The 22,110-nt window shown below is 53.5% G+C and carries 16 protein-coding genes and 3 pseudogenes; 12 read left to right on the plus strand and 7 right to left on the minus strand.

The annotated features are described in order from the left end of the window. Window positions 1-58: 58 nt before the first annotated feature. The gene (locus ACLD4K_RS06445) at window positions 59-940 is read right to left on the minus strand and encodes an ROK family protein (RefSeq protein WP_001188271.1); all 882 of its coding nucleotides are present in this window, start codon (window positions 938-940) and stop codon (window positions 59-61) included. Window positions 941-1,108: 168 nt separating this feature from the next. Between ACLD4K_RS06445 and aldB the strand changes: the two genes are divergently transcribed. Continuing rightward, window positions 1,109-2,647 carry an aldehyde dehydrogenase AldB gene (aldB, locus tag ACLD4K_RS06450; RefSeq protein WP_000183988.1) on the plus strand — a complete coding sequence of 513 codons (1,539 nt, stop codon included), beginning with the start codon at window positions 1,109-1,111 and terminating at the stop codon, window positions 2,645-2,647. Window positions 2,648-2,820: 173 nt separating this feature from the next. Here the strand turns inward: aldB and ACLD4K_RS06455 are convergent, their stop codons facing one another. Beyond that, on the minus strand, window positions 2,821-4,776 hold the full coding sequence (locus ACLD4K_RS06455; protein ID WP_411011567.1) for a glycoside hydrolase family 127 protein: 1,956 nt from the start codon (window positions 4,774-4,776) through the stop codon (window positions 2,821-2,823). 263 nt (window positions 4,777-5,039) lie between these two features. Between ACLD4K_RS06455 and ACLD4K_RS06460 the strand changes: the two genes are divergently transcribed. After that, window positions 5,040-5,855, plus strand: coding sequence for a helix-turn-helix domain-containing protein (locus ACLD4K_RS06460; protein ID WP_411011568.1), 816 nt, complete (start codon window positions 5,040-5,042; stop codon window positions 5,853-5,855). Between the two features lie 160 nt (window positions 5,856-6,015). On the opposite strand, the pseudogene ACLD4K_RS06465 reads toward ACLD4K_RS06460, so the two are convergent. Further along, a pseudogene (locus ACLD4K_RS06465) lies at window positions 6,016-6,300 on the minus strand (class II aldolase/adducin family protein); the annotation flags it as partial. A gap of 49 nt (window positions 6,301-6,349) precedes the next feature. Between ACLD4K_RS06465 and ACLD4K_RS06470 the strand changes: the two are divergent. Together ACLD4K_RS06470 and ACLD4K_RS06475 are read left to right on the plus strand one after the other, a co-directional pair. Further along, a pseudogene (locus tag ACLD4K_RS06470) lies at window positions 6,350-6,451 on the plus strand (IclR family transcriptional regulator); the annotation flags it as partial. Window positions 6,452-6,585: 134 nt separating this feature from the next. Then, window positions 6,586-7,059 carry a 4Fe-4S dicluster domain-containing protein gene (locus ACLD4K_RS06475; RefSeq protein ID WP_080190173.1) on the plus strand — a complete coding sequence of 158 codons (474 nt, stop codon included), beginning with the start codon at window positions 6,586-6,588 and terminating at the stop codon, window positions 7,057-7,059. Window positions 7,060-7,095: 36 nt separating this feature from the next. On the opposite strand, the gene avtA is transcribed toward ACLD4K_RS06475, so the two are convergent. Together avtA and ACLD4K_RS06485 are read right to left on the minus strand one after the other, a co-directional pair. Continuing rightward, window positions 7,096-8,346, minus strand: a complete 1,251-nt coding sequence (avtA, locus tag ACLD4K_RS06480) for a valine--pyruvate transaminase (protein ID WP_000144383.1) — start codon at window positions 8,344-8,346, stop codon at window positions 7,096-7,098. A 173-nt stretch (window positions 8,347-8,519) separates the two neighbouring features. After that, a complete protein-coding gene (locus ACLD4K_RS06485) occupies window positions 8,520-10,547 on the minus strand; it encodes an alpha-amylase (protein ID WP_411011569.1) in 2,028 nt (675 codons plus the stop codon). Between the two features lie 315 nt (window positions 10,548-10,862). On the opposite strand from ACLD4K_RS06485, the gene ACLD4K_RS06490 reads away from it, so the two are divergent. Continuing rightward, on the plus strand, window positions 10,863-11,687 hold the full coding sequence (locus ACLD4K_RS06490) for a protein bax (protein ID WP_076935836.1): 825 nt from the start codon (window positions 10,863-10,865) through the stop codon (window positions 11,685-11,687). Between the two features lie 59 nt (window positions 11,688-11,746). On the opposite strand, the gene xylR is transcribed toward ACLD4K_RS06490, so the two are convergent. Then, complete coding sequence (gene xylR / locus ACLD4K_RS06495; RefSeq protein WP_108638677.1) at window positions 11,747-12,925, minus strand: D-xylose utilization transcriptional activator XylR; 1,179 nt, start codon at window positions 12,923-12,925, stop codon at window positions 11,747-11,749. 362 nt (window positions 12,926-13,287) lie between these two features. On the opposite strand from xylR, the gene xylA reads away from it, so the two are divergent. The 3 genes from xylA (at window position 13,288) to ACLD4K_RS06510 (ending at window position 16,692) form a co-directional block, all read left to right on the plus strand. Then, complete coding sequence (gene xylA / locus ACLD4K_RS06500) at window positions 13,288-14,610, plus strand: xylose isomerase (protein WP_001522011.1); 1,323 nt, start codon at window positions 13,288-13,290, stop codon at window positions 14,608-14,610. Window positions 14,611-14,709: 99 nt separating this feature from the next. After that, window positions 14,710-16,164, plus strand: a complete 1,455-nt coding sequence (xylB, locus tag ACLD4K_RS06505; protein ID WP_000275322.1) for a xylulokinase — start codon at window positions 14,710-14,712, stop codon at window positions 16,162-16,164. A 174-nt stretch (window positions 16,165-16,338) separates the two neighbouring features. After that, window positions 16,339-16,692, plus strand: coding sequence for a YiaA/YiaB family protein (locus tag ACLD4K_RS06510; protein ID WP_000340933.1), 354 nt, complete (start codon window positions 16,339-16,341; stop codon window positions 16,690-16,692). A gap of 22 nt (window positions 16,693-16,714) precedes the next feature. Here the strand turns inward: ACLD4K_RS06510 and ACLD4K_RS06515 are convergent, their stop codons facing one another. Continuing rightward, window positions 16,715-17,710: an acyltransferase gene (locus ACLD4K_RS06515; protein ID WP_411011570.1), complete on the minus strand. Its 996-nt coding sequence runs from the start codon at window positions 17,708-17,710 to the stop codon at window positions 16,715-16,717. 165 nt (window positions 17,711-17,875) lie between these two features. On the opposite strand from ACLD4K_RS06515, the gene ACLD4K_RS06520 reads away from it, so the two are divergent. The 4 genes and pseudogenes from ACLD4K_RS06520 to ACLD4K_RS06535 all read left to right on the plus strand — a co-directional run. Continuing rightward, the gene (locus tag ACLD4K_RS06520; protein ID WP_000605592.1) at window positions 17,876-18,178 is read left to right on the plus strand and encodes a YsaB family lipoprotein; all 303 of its coding nucleotides are present in this window, start codon (window positions 17,876-17,878) and stop codon (window positions 18,176-18,178) included. A gap of 138 nt (window positions 18,179-18,316) precedes the next feature. Next, window positions 18,317-19,228 carry a glycine--tRNA ligase subunit alpha gene (glyQ, locus tag ACLD4K_RS06525; protein ID WP_001168551.1) on the plus strand — a complete coding sequence of 304 codons (912 nt, stop codon included), beginning with the start codon at window positions 18,317-18,319 and terminating at the stop codon, window positions 19,226-19,228. Window positions 19,229-19,237: 9 nt separating this feature from the next. Continuing rightward, on the plus strand, window positions 19,238-21,307 hold the full coding sequence (glyS, locus tag ACLD4K_RS06530) for a glycine--tRNA ligase subunit beta (protein WP_001522165.1): 2,070 nt from the start codon (window positions 19,238-19,240) through the stop codon (window positions 21,305-21,307). Window positions 21,308-21,566: 259 nt separating this feature from the next. Beyond that, a pseudogene (locus tag ACLD4K_RS06535) lies at window positions 21,567-21,998 on the plus strand (transposase); the annotation flags it as partial. Between the last annotated feature and the right edge of the window lie 112 nt (window positions 21,999-22,110).

Genomic DNA, 22,110 nt, shown 5'->3' on the forward strand with positions numbered 1-22,110 from the left:
TGGCGCGGACGCTTACCGGGCCTGCGTAGACGATGCAGGTCGGATAAGGCGTAACACGTTAGCTTCGATCGAGCTTTTGCTGCGCCAGCCAGACGGCGCCCAGCCTGCCCGCCTGATTTCCCAGTTGGCAGGGCTGAATCGGCACCTGGAGCGCCTCCCACATTTCAAACGTTTCAAGATGCCGCGTCAGGAGCGGGTAGAGCTTTTCCTGTTCGCTAATTCCTCCGCCGATCAGCACCACGCCCGGATCAAACATAGAGATCACGCTGTAAACGCCGCGTGACAGATAACGCGCCCAGTCATTGACCGCCTCACGCAGATGAACATCGGTCGCCATTCGTTCGAAGATCACATCCGCAGGCGGCATCTCTTCGGCAGGCAGCGCCAGCGCCTGGCGGCACGACGCCATTAATCCGCTGGTTGACGCGATTTTATGCATACTTTCGCCATTATTCCCGACCGGCATGACGCCGAATTCACCGGCATGGAAATGTGCGCCGCGATACAGTTCTCGTCCGACGATAATACCGCCGCCAATGCCGGTTCCAATGGTAATGCAGACCAGATTGTCATAATGCTGCCCGGCGCCTCGCCACATTTCGCCCAGCGCCGCGCAGTTCGCGTCGTTCTCCACGACCAGCGGCAGATCGGTCAGCCCGCTGAACAACTCCATCAGGTTGACGTCATCCAGGTAAGCCAGCGCGCCCGCTTTTGCCGCATGACCGTTATGGGGATTAATGTGGCCGGGGAAACTGACCCCGATTGCCGCAATGTCATAGTCCTGTTGGCAACGCGCCACCACATCCTGCCATTTGCGGGTAAATGTGGAGGCGTCCTCTGGCGTATCGAATTGATGATGGGTTAATTCTTCGCCGTCACTGTTAATCACGCCATATTTGACGTGAGTTCCTCCCACATCAATACCGATATATTGCTGCATAGTGTTCTCCGTACGTTAAACAGGCACCTGTTTAGTATGGCTAAAACCAGACGGAGAAACGTAAAGGAAAGTAATTCGTGATTGCTGTCGTAAAGCGGAAAACCATTGGCGAAAAATTCACCAGTACCGTCTACCCTTGTGGAGTACCTTTACAATAAGGAGTTGGTCATGACGAACAATCCCCCTTCAACACGTATTCAGCCAGGTGAATACGGGTACCCACTGAAGTTAAAAGCCCGCTATGACAATTTTATTGGCGGTGACTGGGTTGCGCCCGCCGACGGCGAATATTATCAAAACCTGACGCCAGTGACCGGCCAGCCGCTATGTGAAGTCGCTTCCTCCGGTAAAAAAGATATCGATTTAGCGCTCGACGCCGCGCATAAGGCGAAAGATAAGTGGGCGCATACGTCAGTACAAGACCGTGCCGCTATCTTGTTTAAGATCGCCGATCGGATGGAACAAAACCTCGAACTGTTGGCGACAGCGGAAACCTGGGATAACGGTAAACCGATTCGTGAAACCAGCGCCGCCGACGTACCGCTGGCGATCGATCATTTCCGCTATTTCGCCTCCTGTATACGTGCGCAGGAGGGCGGGATCAGCGAAGTTGATAGCGAAACCGTGGCCTACCATTTTCACGAACCGCTTGGCGTCGTGGGGCAGATAATCCCGTGGAACTTTCCGTTGTTGATGGCAAGCTGGAAAATGGCGCCAGCGCTGGCGGCGGGTAACTGCGTGGTGCTTAAACCGGCACGCCTGACGCCGCTTTCCGTTCTGCTGTTAATGGAAGTCATTGGCGATCTGTTACCGCCGGGCGTCGTCAACGTCGTGAACGGCGCGGGCGGCGAGATCGGCGAATATCTGGCGACCTCGAAACGTATCGCGAAGGTGGCGTTTACCGGTTCGACGGAAGTGGGTCAACAGATCATGCAGTACGCCACGCAGAATATTATTCCGGTGACGCTGGAGTTAGGCGGCAAGTCGCCCAATATCTTCTTCGCCGACGTGATGGATGAGGAAGATGCGTTCTTTGATAAAGCGCTGGAGGGATTTGCCCTGTTTGCCTTTAACCAGGGCGAGGTGTGTACCTGTCCAAGCCGTGCGCTGGTCCAGGAGTCCATCTATGAGCGCTTTATGGAGCGCGCTATTCGCCGGGTAGAGAGCATTCGCAGCGGGAACCCGCTAGATAGCGGTACACAGATGGGGGCGCAGGTCTCTCACGGCCAGCTTGAGACTATCCTCAATTATATCGATATCGGTAAAAAAGAGGGGGCCGATATTCTGACCGGTGGGCGACGCAAGGAGCTGGATGGCGAACTTAAAGAGGGCTATTACCTTGAGCCTACCATTCTGTTTGGTAAGAACAATATGCGCGTCTTTCAGGAGGAGATCTTTGGCCCGGTGCTGGCGGTAACCACCTTTAAAACCATGGAGGAGGCGCTGGAAATCGCTAACGATACGCAGTATGGCCTCGGCGCCGGCGTCTGGAGCCGCAACGGCAATCTGGCCTATAAGATGGGGCGCGGCATTCAGGCCGGGCGCGTATGGACCAACTGCTATCACGCCTATCCGGCACATGCTGCGTTCGGCGGCTATAAGCAGTCGGGCATCGGGCGCGAAACGCATAAGATGATGCTGGAACACTACCAGCAAACCAAGTGCCTGCTGGTGAGCTATTCCGATAAGCCGCTGGGGCTGTTCTGACGCAAGAGGTAATGCTCGATGGCGCTGCGCTTATCGGGCCTACCGCGTTGATATTAGCCTGGTGGTAATGCCCGATGGCGCTTCGCTTATCGGGCCTACAAAAATTCATCGCAATGTACTGATATTGCAAATCTTGTAGGCCGGATAAGGCGCAGCCGCCATCCGGCACAGTATTACCGCTCGTTAACCCAAATCCGCATTTCGCCCTCGCCACGGTTGGCCCAGCTAAACCACGGAATGAACGTTAGCGTCTGCGGCTGGCGCGATGACGGCGCGTTATCGTAGTGCCATAACGCCTGATGCTGCGCATCTGGGGCGCTTTGCTTCTCGCCTTCAGCCTGAATCAGCATCTTATGCGCAAAAAGCCCTTTGCCCTCAAAGACCCGGAACTCACTCTCTTTCGGTAGCCACAGATTATGCAGTTCTTCGCCGTTATCGGCCTGCTCAAGGCAATAGACCAGCGGCCCGCGCTGAATGGCAACCTTACCGGCGACGTGACGCGCCAGCGGATTGCCATACACGCGGCGAACCGGCATCGGCAGCGTCAGGGTTATCGTATCGCCCTCCTGCCAGGTTCGACGGATATGTAGATAACCTTTGCGAATATCCTGCTCCACTTCCAGCCCGTTGAGCGTCACTTTTGCCTCAGGGCACCAGTCCGGCAGACGTAGCGCCAGCGTGTGACGTACCGGCTGCACAGAGTCGATGGCGATCTTCACCTGCTCATGCCACGGGTAGTTCCCGCTGATTCGCAGTTTTAGCGCGCCATTTTCAACGGGTACTTCCAGGCTGTTACCCACGTACATATTGATGTACAGCGCATCCGCACGCGGCGTGTAGATGTAGTGACCAAGGGAGGTGAGCACGCGGGCGATATTCGGTGGGCAGCAGGCGCAGCCAAACCAGCGCTGGCGGATGGGCTTAACGTGATCGTAAATATGGTTGAATTTTAACGATTTTGGATGCACTTCCAGCGGGTTGACGTAGAAGAAATGCTTGCCATCCAGCGCCATACCGCCGAGGACGGTGTTGTACAGCGCGCGCTCCATCACGTCGACGTACTGGCTATCGGCTTCCATTTCCAGCATCCGGCGGGCGAACATCATCAGGCCGATTGAAGCGCAGCTTTCCGCATAGACCGAATCATTCGGTAAATCGTAATCGCTGCTAAAGGCTTCGCCGCTGCTCTGCGAGCCAATCCCGCCGGTGATATACAGCTGACGCTGCGCCATATTTTTCCACAGGCGCAGGCAGTCCTGGCGTTTGCCTTCATCGTTGCTCAGGCGAGCGAGATGCGCCACGCCAGTCATCAGATAGACAAAACGTACCGCGTGGCCGATTGCCGTCTGCTGCTGTGAAATTGGCAGATGCGCCTGACTGTAGGCTTTGTCTTTGACCATCCACGCCGGGCCGTAGGTATGCCAGTAAGAGGTTTGGCCGCGTTTTTCGTACTCTTCGTCGTAGAAGTGCGGTTGGGCGCCGCGCTGCCCGATAAAGTAGCTTGCCAGCGTCATATAGCGCGGCTGCTCTGTTACCTCATACAGACGCATCAGCGCCAGCTCAATTTCCGGGTGGCCCGGATAGCCGTGCAACTGATTTTCGCCAGGGCCGAAAGTGCTATCGATATGATCGGCCAGGCGACAAACGACGTCTAGCAGCCGACGCTTGCCGGTGGCCTGAAAGAAGGCGACGCCCGCTTCAATCAGGTGTCCGGCGCAATAAAGCTCGTGGCACTCCGCCAGGTTGCTCCAGCGTTCTTGCGGGGCTTTTGCCGTAAAGTACGTATTGAGATAGCCATCGTCACACTGTGCGGCGGCCACCAGTTCAATCACCTCATCGGCGGTTTTCTCAAGCGCGGGATCGGGCTTCTGGCACAGTGACCAGGCAACCGCTTCCAGCCATTTCGCCACGTCGCTGTCCTGAAAGACCATGCCGTAAAAGTCGCCCGTCTGCTGACCTGCGGCAATGCGGAAATTCTCAATGGCATGGCTGGGTTCAGCCTCTGGAATACGATCGTTTAACGCATCCCACTGGTAAGGAATAACCACATCGCGAACCAGTTGTTGATACTGTCCGAGGAACGGATCGCTGATCGTCAGTTTATGCAGATCGACTTCCAGTACGTTCATTTCGTGCTCCTTAAGGCTGTAGAGGTCATAGATATTCCTCGCTGACGGGGTATTTTATGGCAGTAATTTTTATTTTCGCGTTATGACCTGATTCATTTTGCCCAGATAGCGGTGAGCGACAAGGCGATAAAAGAGTAAAAAAAGATGACGATTCCGACCCGTATTTAAAAATGTGAGATGGATCGAGTGAAATGACTATTTTTAGTTAATAATCAAAAGGTAATATGAAATACGGTGCTGAATGAGCGGGAAATGATATATTAATGCTCGAATTATCCATAACATTACCGATTAAAGTCCAAAACGGCGGATTATTTATTTCTCGCGGCATTGGGCGTCATCCTGCCAGGCGTCTGCAATCGTGGGAAATTATATTTGTGGAAAAAGGCTGCCTGAAAATTCAGGAAGAAGAATGTATTTTCTGTGTCGAAGCCGGGGAAAGCCTGTTGCTTTGGCCGCATCGCCGCCATATTGGCGTTGAGGAGTTTCCCGCCGATCTTAAATTTTACTGGCTCCATTTTGAGGTCAAAGCGCCGGACAGCGACCCGCGCTGGCTGACGCATCTTTCCGTGCCGCAGCATACCCAGGTTGCCGATCCGCAGGCGCTGATTGCGCTTTTTCGCCAGTTTATGAACGAGCAGGAAAAGCACCAGCGCAGCCCGGCGCTGGAGTTCATCGTGCTGCTGATTTTGCAGCAGCTCACCGTTGACGCCCGGCAGAATGAAAACGCCGAGGCCGCTGGCGTGTCGCTGGCCTGGAAAGTACAGCAGCTGATTCGAACGCACTATCACCAGCCGCTTTCCAGCTCGGTTCTGGCGAAAGAACTGCATTGCAATGTGGATTATCTGGGACGCGTTTATCGGCGGGTATTTCACCTTACGCTAACGGAAGCCATCCACCGCCAGCGGGTGCGCGAGGCGGAAAAGTTGCTGATTAGCGACGCGCGTTCGTTAAAAGAGGTGGCGGAGCGGTGCGGTTTTAATGACGTTGGTTACTTTCGCCAGATCTTCCGCAAGCACACTGGCCTGACGCCTACCGCCTGGAAGCGGCGCTACAGTAAGGAACACGTTAATTCTTGAGTATAATCTTTGGCCCTCTGACAACGCGGTTGCAAACTGAATGCCCGATGGCGCTTTGCTTATCGGGCCTACAAGAGTTCATCACAACGTATTGATATTGCAAATCTTGTAGGTCGGATAAGGCGCAGCCGCCATCCGACACAGACTGTGACTGCCGGCATTACTGCCCGTAATAGGCATTCGCGCCGTGTTTACGCAGATAATGTTTATCGAGCAGTTCAGGCTGCATATCCGGCAACTGCGGGGCCAGCTGGCGCGAGAACAGCCCCATATAGGCACACTCCTCAAGCACCACGGCGTTGTGGACGGCATCGACGGCATTTTTACCCCAGGCAAACGGGCCGTGCGAATGAACCAATACCGCCGGGATTTGCGCCGGATCCAGACCGCGCTCTTCAAAGGTTTTAATAATCACCTCGCCGGTCTGATACTCGTACTCGCCATTCGTCGCACCTTGAAGCGCTACATATCGCGACCGGCGAGACCATTAACTTCTCCAGTCGCTGACTCGCAACACCATTACCGGTTTACCCGCAATGTACGATGAGCTGGTGCAAATTCGTGAAACCGCACAGGCTATCTCTAATGAGCTGGGATTTACCGTTCGCGAATAAGACAGCTCGCCAGGTTTTATCAGGCATCTGACAAAATTTGTCCGTTTGCGTAGTGGGATCAAAGCGGCGGGGAATGGCTCTCTGGCATTCTGGCGTTTTAACGCAGGGGGAGAACAATGAACCGGTTTATTATGGCGGATGCGTCGGCGTGTATCGGGTGTCGTACCTGCGAGGTCGCCTGCGTGGTGTCGCACCAGCAACAGCAGAATAGCGCGGCGGTGACGACGGCGGACTTTGTGCCGCGTATCCGGGTGATAAAAGAAGATAGCTTCACCACGGCCACGGTCTGCCATCAGTGTGAGGACGCGCCGTGCGCGAATGTCTGCCCGGTACAGGCGATTCGCCGTGATCGGGGGCATATCTTCGTGACGCCATCGCGCTGCATTGGTTGTAAAAGCTGTATGCTGGCTTGCCCGTTTGGTGCGATGACCGTGGTGGCGTCCGCGTCAGGCGCGCAGGCGATTAAATGCGATCTTTGCTGGCATCGGGAAGCGGGGCCGGCGTGCGTGGAAGCCTGCCCGACCAGTGCGTTACAGTGCGTTGACGCAACACACGTGCAGCGCCAGCGCCTCTATTCTCAACCTTTCTGAATGTCGTTCCGGCCTGCATGATGGCCGGAATAGCCGTCAGCCTTCACGCCAGGCGCGTTCTATCTCTTCTGCCAGAATTTTTACGCCCGCCTCAATTTTGTCCGGTTCAGGCACGTAGTTCATCCGCATACATTGGTGTGTGTGCGGCCAGGGTTTATCCAGTCCGGGAAAGAAATAGTGGCCTGGCACCATCAGCACGCCGCGCGCTTTCAAGCGTTGATAGAGTAGCTCGGTGGTAATCGGCAGATCTTTAAACCACAGCCACAGAAATATTGCGCCCTCCGGTTTATGAATCAGGCAGCGTTCTTCGGATAAATAGCGACGAATGATCGCGATCGTCTGTTGAACGCGCTGGTAGTAGAAAGGTTTGATAACCGTTTCCGACAGCCGCAGCAGATCGTTACGCTTAATCATTTCGCACATCATCGCCGGACCCATGCCGCCGGGCGCAAGGCTGATAATGCCGTTCATGTTGGCAATGGCGGAAATCGTCTTATCATTGGCGATGATAATCCCGCAGCGGGAGCCGGGCAGCCCCAGCTTTGAGAGGCTCATGCATAGGATAATATTGGGGTTCCACAGCGGGCGCGCCTCGCTAAAGATAATGCCAGGAAACGGTACGCCGTAAGCGTTATCAATCACCAGTGGGATGTTGTGCTGATTCGCCAGTCTGTCCAGCTTCATCAGCTCTTCATCGGTGATAACGTTACCGGTTGGGTTGGTCGGGCGCGAGACGCAAATCATCCCCGTCTCTTCGCCGATGTGCAGATGCTCAAAATCGACGTGATACTTAAACTGGCCTTCCGGCAGCAGCTCAATATTCGGCCGCGCCGAAACGAAGAGGTCGTCTTCCAGACCGGAGTCCGCATAGCCGATGTATTCCGGCGCAAGCGGGAATAGTACCTTTTTCGTACTGCCATCGGCGCGACGTCCGGCGAAGAGATTAAATAAGTAGAAAAACGCGCTCTGACTGCCATTTGTCAGCGCAATATTCTGTGGTTCGATATCCCATCCCAGCGTTTCACGTAGCAGTACGGCCAGTGCATTCAGTAGCGCCGTTTTTCCCTGGGGACCGTCATAATTACAAAGCGCATCAGCGGCTTTGCCGCTTTCTACCATCTCTGTCAGTAGCGTCTGGAAATAATCCTGCATTGCAGGGATGTGTGCCGGGTTACCGCCGCCAAGCATGATGGCGCCTGGCGTGCGTAAGCCGTCGTTGAGATCCTCCATCAGGCGGGTAATGCCTGAATGGCGGGTAAATTTATCGCCGAAAAGTGAAAATGTCATAACGGGTGATCTATCGAACTGTCTGTCAAAGTGGATAACCATAACGCTACAAATAGCGGGGCGCAAATGGGGGTAAGGCGGTGGTGTTGATGTTTTATGCTACAAATTTTTGTCAGGTTAGTTTTTTATTTTGAAGGGGCTACCGGTACGCGAGGGGACCGGTAGCGTCACGATTAGCGGCGGCCCGCCCAGACGACCATCACCGTATCGTCGCCGTACTGGCGTACAAAACCATATCCGTGTTTTAGCGTCAGCGTGGTTTGTTGGCCTGCGCCGATGGCGGGATGTCTGGCGCGGAACTGACTAATACGCTGCCAGTGCGCGACGGCTGCGGCTGACTTTCCGCTCACGTCCTGCCAGTTCATATCTGAACGGGTGCCTTGCAGGGGGTCGGAGCCGGTGGGGCCGAAGGGACGAGCGGATTCATCGCCGTAAAAGATCTGCACCGCGCCTGGCGAAAGCAGCAGCAGTTCCGCCGCCTTATCACCGCCCTCACGGAAAAGGCGCGTATCATGCGAGGAGAGGTAACTTAATACGTTGAAATCCTGCATTTTATCCGCCATCTGCTGCCAGACTGGCCCCATTTCCGCCAGGCAATCGACCGCTTTCGCCGCCTGCTCCTGATAATCAAAATTGATCATCGCGTCGAAACCATAGCGATAATAATCACTTTTCATGACGCCGTGGCCCCACGCTTCGCCAGTCATCCAGAACGGGCTATCATCCAGCGCTTTGTCCGGATTGGCCTGCTTCCATTCATGTAACGCCGCGCTGGCCTGGGTTTTTAGCTGTTGCCAGGCAGGAAGCTCAACGTTTTTGGCAGTATCGACCCGGAACCCGTCAATGCCGTAATCATGCACCCACTGGCTTAACCAGTGAGTCAGATAATCCCGTGGCGTATAGCCTTCAATGAACTTTGCTTTAGTATCGGGTTTGTTGGCATAGAACGCGGGTAGGCCGGAAGGCGTGGCAGATTCCGTTTTTATATCCGGCAGGAAGGCCAGCGACAGGGTTAAATCGTCAAATCCCGGACTGTCGTAGTCGCCAATATCGGTACGAATCCACTTTTTCCCCCACCATTTTTCCCAGGCGGCGCTGTCGCTGAAGTTGATGTAGTCGTTAAAGCTGTGCCAGCTTTGTCCGGCGGCGGGTCGCCAGTTTGTCCAGCGATCGCCGAGAATTTTTTGCCGTTCCGCGCCGGATAAATAGAGCGCGCCGAACTGATACTCCTGCATATCCGCCAGCGTGGCGTAACCGGCATGATTCATTACTACGTCAAATAAAATACGGATGCCGCGCTGGTGCGCGCCGTCGACCAGCGCGCGGAGATCGGCTTCGCTGCCCATATTGGCATCCAGCGTCGTCCAGTCCTGAGTGTAATAGCCGTGATAGGCGTAATGAGGAAAATCGCCTTTTGCTCCGCCGCCGACCCAGCCGTGGATCTGTTCAAACGGCGAGCTTATCCACAAGGCGTTCACGCCTAATTGCTGTAGATAGTCCAGTTGACTCGTCAACCCGCGCAAATCGCCGCCGTGGAAAGTGCCAATCTCTTGCATACCATCCTTATGGCGACCATAGCTGTGGTCGTTGGTTGCATCGCCATTGCGAAAGCGATCCGTAAGCACAAAATAAACGGTGGCGTTGCGCCAGTTAAAAGGCGCTGATGCATGGGTTTCCGCGCGTTCCAGCAATAAAAGCCCGTGGCTGTCGGCAGGTTGCAGCGTGATTTGCCCGTTTTGGACGGTATCGGTTTGACCACTGTAATAATCGCGCACTACCGTCCCTTCCGGAAAGGTCTGGCGAACATCCAGCGTGAGCGGCGAACCATCCCAGACGGGACACTGGTAGGCGAGCTGCGCGGTGCGTTCAGGTTCAGTTTTTATCGATAACAACAGGGTCGGCGTACCGGAGCGGGTATCTACCGTTATTGTATAGTCGCCATCTTTAAACAGACGCCATTGCGGTGGCGCGCCTTCACAGGGTTTTAACGACAACATCTGGTTGAGTTTTATGGCGCCGGAGGGCTGCCAGCACTGCTGGTCAATATGGAGCGTTAACGCGCGTGTACCTTTTGTTAATGCAGCATGGCTGGTAAAGCGTCCGGTTTCCTGCGTCGAGAACGTCGGAAAACCGGGTGAGGTCCATGATGAGGCGATCGCGATACCGGGTATCAGCGTCAGAGCGAAGGCGGCAAGTTTCATCACGCTATCCTTTGTGGGCAATATTCATCAGCTTGCCTGGTTTTTAGGCGAATGAACTCCTCCCCAGCAGAGAGTCGCGCAGGAGGAGGCGCGAGGGTGAGCGACGAGGCGCAAAAAAACGCCTCTATTTGCGATAAGCACCACATTTTATTGGCATTATTGCTGCCTGTTATCGTTAATAGTTGACATAGTTTCGGATTAAGACTATTCCCTGAGGTGCTTTTTAAGCCTATTTTTGCTAGAATTTGGGGTTCAAACCTTAACTTCGTGAAAAATAAAAGGTGTTGGAATGTATCAATCCGACCAGGAGACCTAATGATATTGACTCCCATGCGACGATATGGGGCAATGATTCTTATGTTACTCACCATCGCATTTTCGGGTGAGGTGCTGGCAAAGACGCACGCAACACAAACGAGTCAAAAGTCCCACATAACTGAGACAAGTTATAAACAGGTTAGCAGTAAACAAGAGTATTCTCGCAATAGTGCAAAGAGCAGTTCACTTCCTGATTTGCGAAAATACCCTTCCGGAACCCCCAGAAAAAAAGCGTTTCTCCGGACCGTTATGCCTTACATCACCAGCCAAAATGCCGCGATTACCGCGGACCGTAATTGGCTGATCTCAAAACAGTACCAGAACCGCTGGTCGCCGTCTGAACGCGCGCGTATGAAAGATATCGCGAAGCGCTATAAAGTGAGCTGGTCCGGCAACACGCGTCGTATTCCGTGGAATACGTTGCTGGAGCGCGTCGACATTATCCCAACCAGCATGGTGGCGACGATGGCGGCGGCGGAAAGCGGCTGGGGAACCTCTAAACTGGCGCGTAGCAACAACAACCTGTTCGGCATGAAGTGTACGAAAGGGCGTTGTACCAATACGCCGGGTAAGGTGAAAGGTTACTCGCAATTCGCGTCGGTTGAGGAGTCGGTGAGCGCGTATGTCACCAACCTGAACACGCATCCGGCTTATTCTTCTTTCCGCAAGTCGCGCGCCCAACTGCGTAAGGCGGATCAGGAAGTCACCGCCACGGCGATGATTCATAAGCTGAAGGGTTACTCTACCCAGGGGTCGCGCTATAACAACTACTTGTTCGCGATGTACCAGGACAACCAGCGTCTGATCGCCGCGCATATGTAATTCTGTGTGCCGGATGGCGCTACGCTATCCGGCTACAAGGCATCTGTAGGCTGGATAAACTACAACAACGCTTCACTATGCTGGTCGCGATACTCTTTAGGCGTAGTGACGTACTCCTTTTTAAACACCGAATAGAAATATTGCAGCGACGGGTAGCCGCACATTTGCGAAATTTCGTTTATCGCCAACGTGGTAGAAACCAACAAACTACGCGCTTTTTCCAGCTTTTCGGCGTGGATCAGTGCATGTATCGTCTCGCCAACTTCTTCCTTAAAACGTTTTTCCAGGTTTGAACGTGAAATCCCAACCGCGTCCAGCACCTGCTCGACTTTAATACCCTTACAGGCATGGTTACGAATAAAGTGCATCGCCTGGATAACCGCCGGATCGGTCAGGGAGCGATAGTCTGTCGAGCGGCGCGCAATGACGCGCACCGGCGGCACCAGAATGCGCTGTAACGGCATCTCTTCACGTGCCAGCAAGCGGTGCAGCAGTTTCGCCGCCTGATAGCCCATTTGCCGCGCCCCCTGTGCGACGGAGGAAAGCGCGACGCGCGACAGATAGCGGGTTAACTCTTCGTTATCAATACCGATAACGCAAAGTTTTTCCGGCACCGGAATATGCAGGTGTTCGCAGGCCTGCAATACGTGACGGGCGCGGGCATCCGTTACGGCAATGATGCCGGTTTGCGGCGGCAGCGTCTGAAGCCAGTCGGCGAGGCGATTTTGCGCGTGCTGCCAGTTTTCCGGCGCGGTTTCCAGCCCCTGATAGACTACGCCGCGGTATTTTTCCTCGGCGACCAGCTGGCGAAAGGCGTATTCCCGTTCCGCCGCCCAATGTTTGCGGCTGGAGTCGGGCAAACCGTAAAACGCGAAGCGATTGACGCCTTTTTCTTTTAAATGCAGGAAAGCGCTTTCAACGAGCGCATGATTATCGGTGGCGATGTAATGAACGGCCGGATAATTTTCAGCAAGATGGTAAGAACCGCCGACCCCGACAATGGGTACGTCGACATCGGCTAATAATTGCGCGATATCGTCATCATCGTAATCGGCAATAACGCCGTCGCCTAACCACTCTTTAATGTTATCGATACGGGCACGGAAATCTTCCTCAATAAATATATCCCATTCGGATTGCGAGGCTTGTAAATATTCACCCACCCCCTCCACTACCTGACGGTCATAGGCTTTATTCGCGTTAAATAACAGAGTGATGCGGTGACGTTTATCAAACATGAGGATATATCCTGCAAAAGTAAACCTGGGCTCGTGGATACTATCAAAACGGCTGACACAACGGCCTGGCGAATGATAACAAATTATTTTCGCCTGAAACGTTATGCAAAATTCATCACAGCAAACGGCGGATGACAATTGTCATTTCTTATCTATATATTACGGTTTTTTGTTTATTTGCCAGGATTCGATCGCGATCGCTTTTTTCTTCTGTGGTTTTCAGCGTTTTTTTTGAGAGCCAGAGCACATTTGGGGATTCTCTTAATAGCGGTGTGAAATAACGTAATTGAGCAATAAATCAGGAAATTCCAGTATGACGTTATGTCGTTTACTTGCCGTCTTATCTGATTATGGAGCTCACTATGCAGGCTTATTTTGACCAACTCGATCGTGTTCGCTATGAAGGCCCTCAATCGACTAACCCGCTGGCATTTCGTCATTACAATCCCGACGAGCTGGTTTTAGGTAAACGTATGGAAGATCACCTGCGTTTCGCGGCCTGTTACTGGCATACCTTCTGCTGGAACGGCGCGGATATGTTTGGCGTAGGCGCGTTTAATCGCCCGTGGCAGCAACCGGGCGAAGCGCTGGAGCTGGCGAAACGCAAAGCGGACGTGGCGTTTGAATTTTTCCACAAACTGAATGTGCCTTTTTACTGCTTCCATGACGTGGATGTGTCGCCGGAAGGCGCGTCGTTGAAAGAATATAAAAACAACTTCGCGCAGATGGTGGATGTGCTGGCGGCGAAACAGGAGCAGAGTGGCGTAAAACTGCTGTGGGGAACGGCGAACTGCTTTACCAACCCGCGCTATGGCGCAGGCGCCGCCACTAACCCGGACCCGGAAGTCTTTAGCTGGGCAGCGACGCAAGTGGTTACGGCAATGAACGCCACGCATAAACTGGGCGGCGAAAATTACGTACTGTGGGGCGGGCGCGAAGGTTATGAAACGTTGCTGAATACCGATCTGCGCCAGGAACGCGAACAGATTGGCCGCTTTATGCAAATGGTGGTCGAGCACAAACATAAAATGGGTTTCCAGGGCACGCTGCTGATTGAACCGAAACCGCAGGAACCGACAAAACATCAGTATGATTATGACGTTGCAACGGTCTATGGCTTCCTCAAACAGTTCGGCCTGGAAAAAGAGATCAAAGTGAACATTGAGGCGAACCACGCGACGCTGGCGGGCCATTCGTTCCACCATGAAATCGCGACCGCTATCGCGCTGGGTATTTTTGGCTCCGTTGACGCCAACCGCGGCGATGCGCAACTGGGCTGGGATACCGATCAGTTCCCGATTAGCGTTGAAGAGAACGCGCTGGTGATGTACGAAATCCTGAAAGCGGGTGGATTCACGACGGGCGGTCTCAACTTCGACGCCAAAGTTCGTCGTCAGAGCACCGATAAATACGATCTGTTCTACGGTCATATCGGCGCGATGGATACGATGGCGTTGTCGCTGAAAATCGCCGCGCGTATGGTGGAAGACGGCGAGCTGGATAAACGCGTGGCGAAGCGCTATGCAGGCTGGAATGGCGAGCTGGGGCAGCAGATTCTGAAAGGACAACTCTCCTTAGGCGAACTGGCGCAGTATGCGGAGCAGCACCATCTGGCGCCAGTACATCAAAGCGGTCATCAGGAGCTGTTAGAAAATCTGGTTAACCGTTATCTGTTTGATAAATAACTCTATCTACCGGGCGACTCCGCGTTAGCCCGGCCTGTAGTCGTGATTAGCCCGGTAAGCGTAGCGCTGCCGGGCGCTTTCAGTAAAGGAACCCACACTATGTATATCGGGATCGATCTTGGTACATCGGGTGTAAAAGCTATCCTGTTGAATGAGCAGGGCGATGTGCTGGCTACGCATACTGAAAAACTGACCGTATCGCGTCCGCATCCCTTATGGTCGGAACAGGAACCAGAGCAGTGGTGGCAGGCGACGGATCGTGCGGTTAAAGGTTTAGGTCGGCAACAGTCGTTAAGTGGCGTCCGGGCGTTGGGCATCGCCGGACAAATGCATGGCGCGACATTGCTTGATAGCCGTCAGCAGGTTCTGCGACCAGCGATTTTATGGAATGACGGACGCTGTAGCGAAGAGTGCGCCTGGCTGGAAAAACAGGTGCCGCAGTCGCGTGCGATAACCGGTAATCTGATGATGCCCGGTTTTACCGCGCCCAAATTAGTCTGGGTGCAGCGCCACGAACCGGATATTTTCCGCCAGATAGACAAAGTTCTGCTGCCGAAAGATTTTCTGCGGCTGCGAATGACGGGCGTCTTTGCCAGCGATATGTCGGATGCGGCGGGAACGATGTGGCTGGACGTGAAAAAGCGCGACTGGAGCGACGTTATGCTCAACGCCTGTCATTTAACCCGACAGCAGATGCCAGCGTTATTTGAAGGTAGTGACATTACCGGAACGTTGCTGCCAGAGGTAGCCAGCGCATGGGGAATGCCAGCAGTACCTGTGGTGGCGGGCGGCGGCGACAATGCGGCTGGCGCGGTCGGCGTAGGAATGATCGATGCCGGACAGGCGATGCTCTCACTTGGAACATCGGGCGTCTATTTTGCCGTCAGCGACGGCTTTCTGAGTAAACCGGAGAGCGCAGTACACAGTTTTTGCCATGCGCTGCCGGAACGCTGGCATTTAATGTCTGTAATGTTGAGCGCCGCCTCTTGTCTGGACTGGGCGGCTAAACTCACCGGGCAGAAGAACGTCCCGACGCTGATTGCCGCCGCGCAGCTGGCGGATGAGCATACCGATCCGATCTGGTTTTTGCCGTACCTGTCCGGCGAGCGCACGCCGCATAATAATCCGCAGGCAAAAGGCGTTTTCTTTGGTTTAACCCATCAGCATGGCCCGGCGGAACTGGCGCGGGCGGTACTGGAAGGCGTGGGATATGCTCTGGCGGATGGCATGGATGTGGTTCACGCCTGCGGCGTCAAACCCGCCAGCGTGACGCTTATCGGCGGCGGGGCGCGCAGCGAATACTGGCGTCAGATGCTATCTGATATTAGCGGGCTACAGCTTGATTATCGTACTGGCGGCGATGTGGGGCCAGCGCTGGGCGCGGCGCGTCTGGCGCAAATTGCGGTGAATAAACAGACTCCGCTCGCCGATGTATTGCCGCAGTTGCCGCTGGAGCAGGCGCATTATCCTGATGCGCAGCGTCATGCGGTTTATCAACAACGTCGTGAAACCTTCCGTCGACTCTATCAGCAGCTGTTGCCGTTGATGTCATAAGTCAGAATGCCTTTCGGTTTTGGCTGAAAGGCATTTCCCGTAAATATTAATTCTATTGAATTATATCGAAGTAAGTATGTGTGTTTTCTGATTTTTATATTATTGCTGAGCAGGCGCCTTTTTCATCGCTATTTCTTCGCTTAATGTGTCTCACTCAACCACAAGGAGAGTGAGATGGACGATCACGTTGCACGCAGGAAACGGATATTCGGCCTGGGAATGTTAGTTGTCGGTGCAGTGGTATACCTGGTGGGACTGTGGCCAGGCTGTCATACATTGAGCGAAAAGGGATATTTTTTTGCGGCAATCGTCATGTGCGGTTTTCCAGTCTTAATTCGCCAGGAACACACGGGGAATGACCGCTTGCTTTCTCGTTGCAAATCTTTGCTGTTGCTTGGCATCGGCATGGTCGTGGTCGGCGTATTTAACCTGGCGCTGGCGGGCGCGCTGAAAATACTGTGTCTGGTGGCGCTGGGGGTCAGTATATATGGAACCGATCTTTACGCTTCCTACAGTGATGATGAATGATGGCCGGAGCCATCATTGTCGTTTAGCTAACCCATTTCCGTTTATCAATACGCTGTAACAACATGGAAAGTAGCAGGCTTCCTGTCACCGTCGCGGCAAAAACCCACACGATATCTAACGGCGGCCAGCGTTTTAACTCCAGACCATGGGTACGTAGCGCATGGATAATCAGCGCGTGGAAACCATAAATACCCAGCGAGTGGCGGGAGATAAGCCCCAGTCCAGGTAACGTCCGCACATTCAGCTTATTTTTAACTACCGTGAACAGTGAGACGGCGCAAATAAACACCATGGGACCGCAATACAGATACCAGGTATCGGCAAAATTTCCGCGCCAGCGTAATTCATGTAATGTGCCGCGAGAAATAACAAATACCGCGATGATGAACAGGGCAGTGCAGATAAGCGTCAGCGATGACTTTTGCGTCTCCATCATTCCAATGGCGCGGCCCAGGATACCGTAGAGAATGTAGTAGAACGTGTCGCCGCTGATATACAGATTGATGGGTAACCATTCAACGCCGCCGATTTTTTGCGGCACAGTATTGGGGTTAGCAATAATACCAATGACCACCATCAGCATCAGGAGCATTTTGCCGCTCACGTTTTTTACCTGGATTAATGGCGATACCAGGTAGATCACCGCAATCGCAAAGAAAAACCACAGATGGTAAAACACGGGTTTTTGTAGCGCATTTTTTAGCGAAAGCTCGACGTTGATTGAAGTAAAAAGTGAAATGTAAGCCAGGGCGACAACGCTGTAAAAGATAAGGCAGAGGGCGATACGTAAAAAATGCCGCGGTTGCGCGCAGCGCTCGCCAAAAAAAAGATAGCCTGAAATCATAAAAAACAGGGGAACGCTAACGCGCGAAGCCGAATTCAGGACATTCGCAATATCCCAGTTTAGCGGGCTGACGCTGTGGGCGTTGGTGATGTACCACGTTGTAGTATGGATCATCACTACCATTAAACAGGCGATCCCTCGCAGGTTATCAATCCAGTTAATTTTAGGCTGCATCAGTTCCTCAGCTTCCGTTTGAATAGAGTTCCAGCGCGGTGGCTCACTGGAAAAATCCGACTTTCTACGCTACATCTTGTGATGGCGTAAGGAGATTCGCACAATGTTTCTGTTACCCACAAACCTTAATAATAAGACTGACCAGCAAACCAGACGGTAATAAAAATGATAATGAAGTATTTCTGTACTGTGATGATAGCCATCGCTCTGGTGGGATGCACAGCGACACCGCCACCGACGCAAAAAGCCCAGCAGAGTAAAGTGAGCCCAACACGCACGCTGGATATGGAAGCATTGTGTAAAGCTCAGGCGGCGCAGCGTTACAACACTGGCGCACAGAAAATTGCTGTTACCGGCTTCGAACAGTTTCAGGGGAGCTATGAGATGCGTGGTAATACCTTCCGTAAAGAGAGTTTTGTCTGCTCTTTTGATGCAGATGGGCAGTTTTTACATCTTTCTATGCGGTAAAAGCCGCGCCTGGTGAGGTGTGATGCCGCGAAATCCGGCAATTTTCGCTAAACAAACCGGTTTCATACTGTATATCTCGCATCCAGCGGGTATACTGGCTCCTTCCTTTAAATCCACACGTATCCAGCACGAAATAATATGCAAAAGTTTGATACCAGGACCTTCCAGGGCTTGATCCTGACCTTACAGGATTACTGGGCTCGCCAGGGCTGCACCATTGTTCAACCATTGGACATGGAAGTCGGCGCGGGAACTTCTCATCCAATGACCTGCCTGCGCGCGCTGGGGCCAGAGCCGATGGCGACTGCCTATGTGCAGCCTTCTCGTCGTCCGACCGATGGCCGCTACGGCGAAAACCCGAACCGCTTACAGCACTACTATCAGTTCCAGGTAGTGATTAAGCCGTCTCCGGACAACATTCAGGAGCTGTACCTCGGTTCTCTGAAAGAGCTGGGTATGGACCCGACCATTCACGACATCCGTTTCGTGGAAGATAACTGGGAGAACCCGACGCTGGGCGCCTGGGGACTCGGCTGGGAAGTGTGGCTGAATGGCATGGAAGTGACGCAGTTCACCTACTTCCAGCAGGTCGGCGGCCTGGAGTGCAAGCCGGTGACCGGTGAAATCACCTACGGTCTGGAACGTCTGGCGATGTATATCCAGGGCGTGGACAGCGTTTACGACCTGGTCTGGAGCGATGGCCCGCTGGGTAAAACCACCTACGGCGACGTGTTCCATCAGAACGAAGTGGAGCAATCCACCTATAACTTTGAATACGCCGATGTGGATTTCTTATTCACCTGCTTCGAGCAGTATGAGAAAGAAGCCCAGCAGCTACTAGCGCTGGAAAACCCGCTGCCGCTGCCGGCCTACGAGCGTATTCTGAAAGCCGCCCATAGCTTCAACCTGCTGGATGCGCGTAAAGCTATCTCCGTCACCGAACGTCAGCGCTACATTTTGCGTATTCGCACCCTGACCAAAGCAGTGGCAGAAGCTTATTATGCTTCCCGTGAAGCCCTCGGCTTCCCGATGTGCAACAAAGACAAGTAAGAGGCGGCCATGTCTGAGAAAACTTTTCTGGTGGAAATCGGCACTGAAGAGCTGCCACCAAAAGCACTGCGCAGTTTGGCTGAGTCCTTTGCTGCGAACTTCACTGCGGAGCTGGATAACGCCGGCCTCGCGCACGGTAACGTTGAATGGTTTGCCGCCCCGCGCCGTCTGGCGCTGAAAGTGGCGAATCTTGCTGAATCTCAGCCCGATCGCGAAGTCGAAAAACGCGGCCCGGCGATTGCTCAGGCGTTCGACGCCGAAGGCAAACCGAGCAAAGCGGCAGAAGGCTGGGCGCGCGGCTGCGGGATCACCGTTGATCAGGCTGAACGTCTGAAGACCGACAAAGGCGAATGGCTGCTGTATCGCGCCCACGTGAAGGGCGAAAGTACCGAAGCGCTGGTGCCGAACATGGTAGCCACCTCGCTGGCGAAACTACCGATCCCGAAACTGATGCGCTGGGGCGCGTCTGACGTACACTTCGTGCGTCCGGTGCACACCGTGACCCTGCTGCTGGGCGATAAAGTGATTCCGGCGACCATTCTGGGCATTCAGTCTGACCGCGTCATTCGCGGCCACCGCTTTATGGGTGAGCCGGAGTTTACTATCGACAATGCTGACCAGTACCCGCAAATTCTGCTGGAGCGCGGTAAAGTCATTGCCGATTACGAAGCGCGTAAAGCCAAAATCAAAGCGGACGCCGAAGAAGCAGCACGCAAGATTGGCGGTAATGCCGACCTGAGCGAAAGCCTGCTGGAAGAAGTGGCCTCGCTGGTGGAATGGCCGGTGGTATTGACGGCGAAATTCGAAGAGAAATTCCTCGCCGTGCCTGCCGAAGCGCTGGTGTACACCATGAAGGGCGACCAGAAGTATTTCCCGGTTTATGACAACGCGGGCAAGCTGCTGCCGAACTTTATCTTCGTCGCCAACATCGAGTCGAAGGATCCGCAACAAATTATCTCCGGTAACGAGAAAGTGGTGCGTCCGCGTCTGGCAGATGCTGAATTCTTCTTCAATACCGACCGTAAAAAACGTCTGGAAGACCATCTGCCGCGTCTGCAAACCGTGCTGTTCCAGCAACAACTGGGCACGCTGCGCGACAAGACCGACCGTATTCAGGCGCTGGCGGGCTGGATTGCCGGTCAGATTGGCGCTGACGTCAACCACGCCACTCGTGCGGGCCTGCTCTCCAAGTGCGACCTGATGACCAACATGGTCTTCGAGTTCACCGACACCCAGGGCGTGATGGGGATGCACTACGCGCGTCACGATGGTGAAGCGGAAGATGTGGCCGTGGCGCTGAACGAGCAGTATCAGCCGCGCTTTGCCGGTGATGACCTGCCGTCTAACCCGGTGGCCTGCGCGTTGGCGATCGCTGACAAGATGGACACTCTGGCGGGTATCTTCGGTATCGGTCAGCATCCGAAAGGCGACAAAGACCCGTTTGCGCTGCGTCGTGCCGCGCTGGGCGTGCTGCGTATTATCGTTGAGAAGAACCTGAATCTCGATCTGCAAACGCTGACCGAAGAAGCCGTGCGTCTGTATGGCGACAAGCTGACCAACGCCAACGTGGTTGATGATGTCATCGACTTTATGCTGGGCCGTTTCCGCGCCTGGTATCAGGATGAAGGTTACACCGTCGACACTATCCAGGCGGTACTGGCGCGTCGTCCGACCCGTCCGGCAGATTTTGATGCCCGCATGAAAGCGGTATCGCACTTCCGTACCCTGGAAGAAGCCTCTGCGCTGGCGGCGGCGAACAAGCGCGTCTCCAACATCCTGGCGAAAGCCACTGAGCCGCTGAACGATATCGTCCACGCCTCCGTACTGAAAGAAGCGGCGGAAATTGAGTTGGCCAGACATCTGGTTGTGCTGCGTGATAAGCTTCAGCCGTACTTTGCCGATGGTCGTTATCAGGAAGCGTTGATTGAGCTGGCTGCTCTGCGCGCGCCGGTGGATGAATTCTTCGAAAATGTCATGGTTAACGCGGAAGAGAAAGATATCCGTATCAACCGCCTGACGCTGTTGTCGAAACTTCGCGAACTGTTCCTGCAGGTTGCGGATATTTCGTTACTGCAATAAGCGTTCAGTTAAATAAACAAAACCTGCTTTCGGGCAGGTTTTTTATAACGTAAATAGTATTAGTCGATTCGCTAATAATTCTGTAACTCATAGACGCGGTTATTTCTATTGATTGGCAAGAAATATTTCAGGAATACATTAACGCTGGCGGTACGGATATTGGCGTTAGAATAGCTGCGGGTGCTTGAGACTGTGTGTCTCAGGTATTCACCAAAAGGCAGACAGAGAAAAGCCCCACCTGACTATAAATCAAAAGTGCATTGCACCCATTATTGATCTCTTCAATAACAAAGTGATCTCCTGCAGTATTTCAGAACGTCCAACCATGCCGATGATCGATGACATACTCATGAAGGCATTTGCCAGACTTGATGCGGGTACCAATCCGGTTCTTCATTCAGAACAGATCTGGCAATACCGTCATCGATGGTACCAGTATCAGTTACGAGAGTTTGGCATCATCCAAAGTATGTCCCGCAAAGGCAACTGCCTTGATAATGCCTGTGCAGAATGTTTTTTCGGGACTTTAAAATCAGAAATTTTTTACACCAGTAAATTTAAGGATATTGATGAACTTAAGATAGCTATTGAGGATTACATACGATACTACAATACCCGACGAATTAGCCTTAGATTTAACGGACTCAGCCCGGTTGAATACCGCCTAAAGAGCTATCCAGGCAGAAATTAACAAGGTCTGTACAGGGATGCTATCAGGAAACCTGAACGTTGGTAGATACGCTCACGTAAATGTCTGCTATGAGCGAGGAGTGGACGCCCTATTTCACAAAAATTAGTATTGT

Source organism: Salmonella sp. 741265055_HSA, from assembly GCF_046569525.1.
Classification (GTDB): Bacteria; Pseudomonadota; Gammaproteobacteria; order Enterobacterales; family Enterobacteriaceae; genus Salmonella; species Salmonella enterica.

What these genes read in the sequence shown, in the direction of transcription:
- ACLD4K_RS06445 (WP_001188271.1), bottom strand. Translation starts at nt 940, where the DNA reads ATGCAGCAATATATCGGTATTGATGTGGGAGGAACTCACGTCAAATAT.
- aldB (WP_000183988.1), top strand. Translation starts at nt 1,109, where the DNA reads ATGACGAACAATCCCCCTTCAACACGTATTCAGCCAGGTGAATACGGG.
- ACLD4K_RS06455 (WP_411011567.1), bottom strand. Translation starts at nt 4,776, where the DNA reads ATGAACGTACTGGAAGTCGATCTGCATAAACTGACGATCAGCGATCCG.
- ACLD4K_RS06460 (WP_411011568.1), top strand. Translation starts at nt 5,040, where the DNA reads ATGCTCGAATTATCCATAACATTACCGATTAAAGTCCAAAACGGCGGA.
- ACLD4K_RS06475 (WP_080190173.1), top strand. Translation starts at nt 6,586, where the DNA reads ATGAACCGGTTTATTATGGCGGATGCGTCGGCGTGTATCGGGTGTCGT.
- avtA (WP_000144383.1), bottom strand. Translation starts at nt 8,346, where the DNA reads ATGACATTTTCACTTTTCGGCGATAAATTTACCCGCCATTCAGGCATT.
- ACLD4K_RS06485 (WP_411011569.1), bottom strand. Translation starts at nt 10,547, where the DNA reads ATGAAACTTGCCGCCTTCGCTCTGACGCTGATACCCGGTATCGCGATC.
- ACLD4K_RS06490 (WP_076935836.1), top strand. Translation starts at nt 10,863, where the DNA reads ATGATATTGACTCCCATGCGACGATATGGGGCAATGATTCTTATGTTA.
- xylR (WP_108638677.1), bottom strand. Translation starts at nt 12,925, where the DNA reads ATGTTTGATAAACGTCACCGCATCACTCTGTTATTTAACGCGAATAAA.
- xylA (WP_001522011.1), top strand. Translation starts at nt 13,288, where the DNA reads ATGCAGGCTTATTTTGACCAACTCGATCGTGTTCGCTATGAAGGCCCT.
- xylB (WP_000275322.1), top strand. Translation starts at nt 14,710, where the DNA reads ATGTATATCGGGATCGATCTTGGTACATCGGGTGTAAAAGCTATCCTG.
- ACLD4K_RS06510 (WP_000340933.1), top strand. Translation starts at nt 16,339, where the DNA reads ATGGACGATCACGTTGCACGCAGGAAACGGATATTCGGCCTGGGAATG.
- ACLD4K_RS06515 (WP_411011570.1), bottom strand. Translation starts at nt 17,710, where the DNA reads ATGCAGCCTAAAATTAACTGGATTGATAACCTGCGAGGGATCGCCTGT.
- ACLD4K_RS06520 (WP_000605592.1), top strand. Translation starts at nt 17,876, where the DNA reads ATGATAATGAAGTATTTCTGTACTGTGATGATAGCCATCGCTCTGGTG.
- glyQ (WP_001168551.1), top strand. Translation starts at nt 18,317, where the DNA reads ATGCAAAAGTTTGATACCAGGACCTTCCAGGGCTTGATCCTGACCTTA.
- glyS (WP_001522165.1), top strand. Translation starts at nt 19,238, where the DNA reads ATGTCTGAGAAAACTTTTCTGGTGGAAATCGGCACTGAAGAGCTGCCA.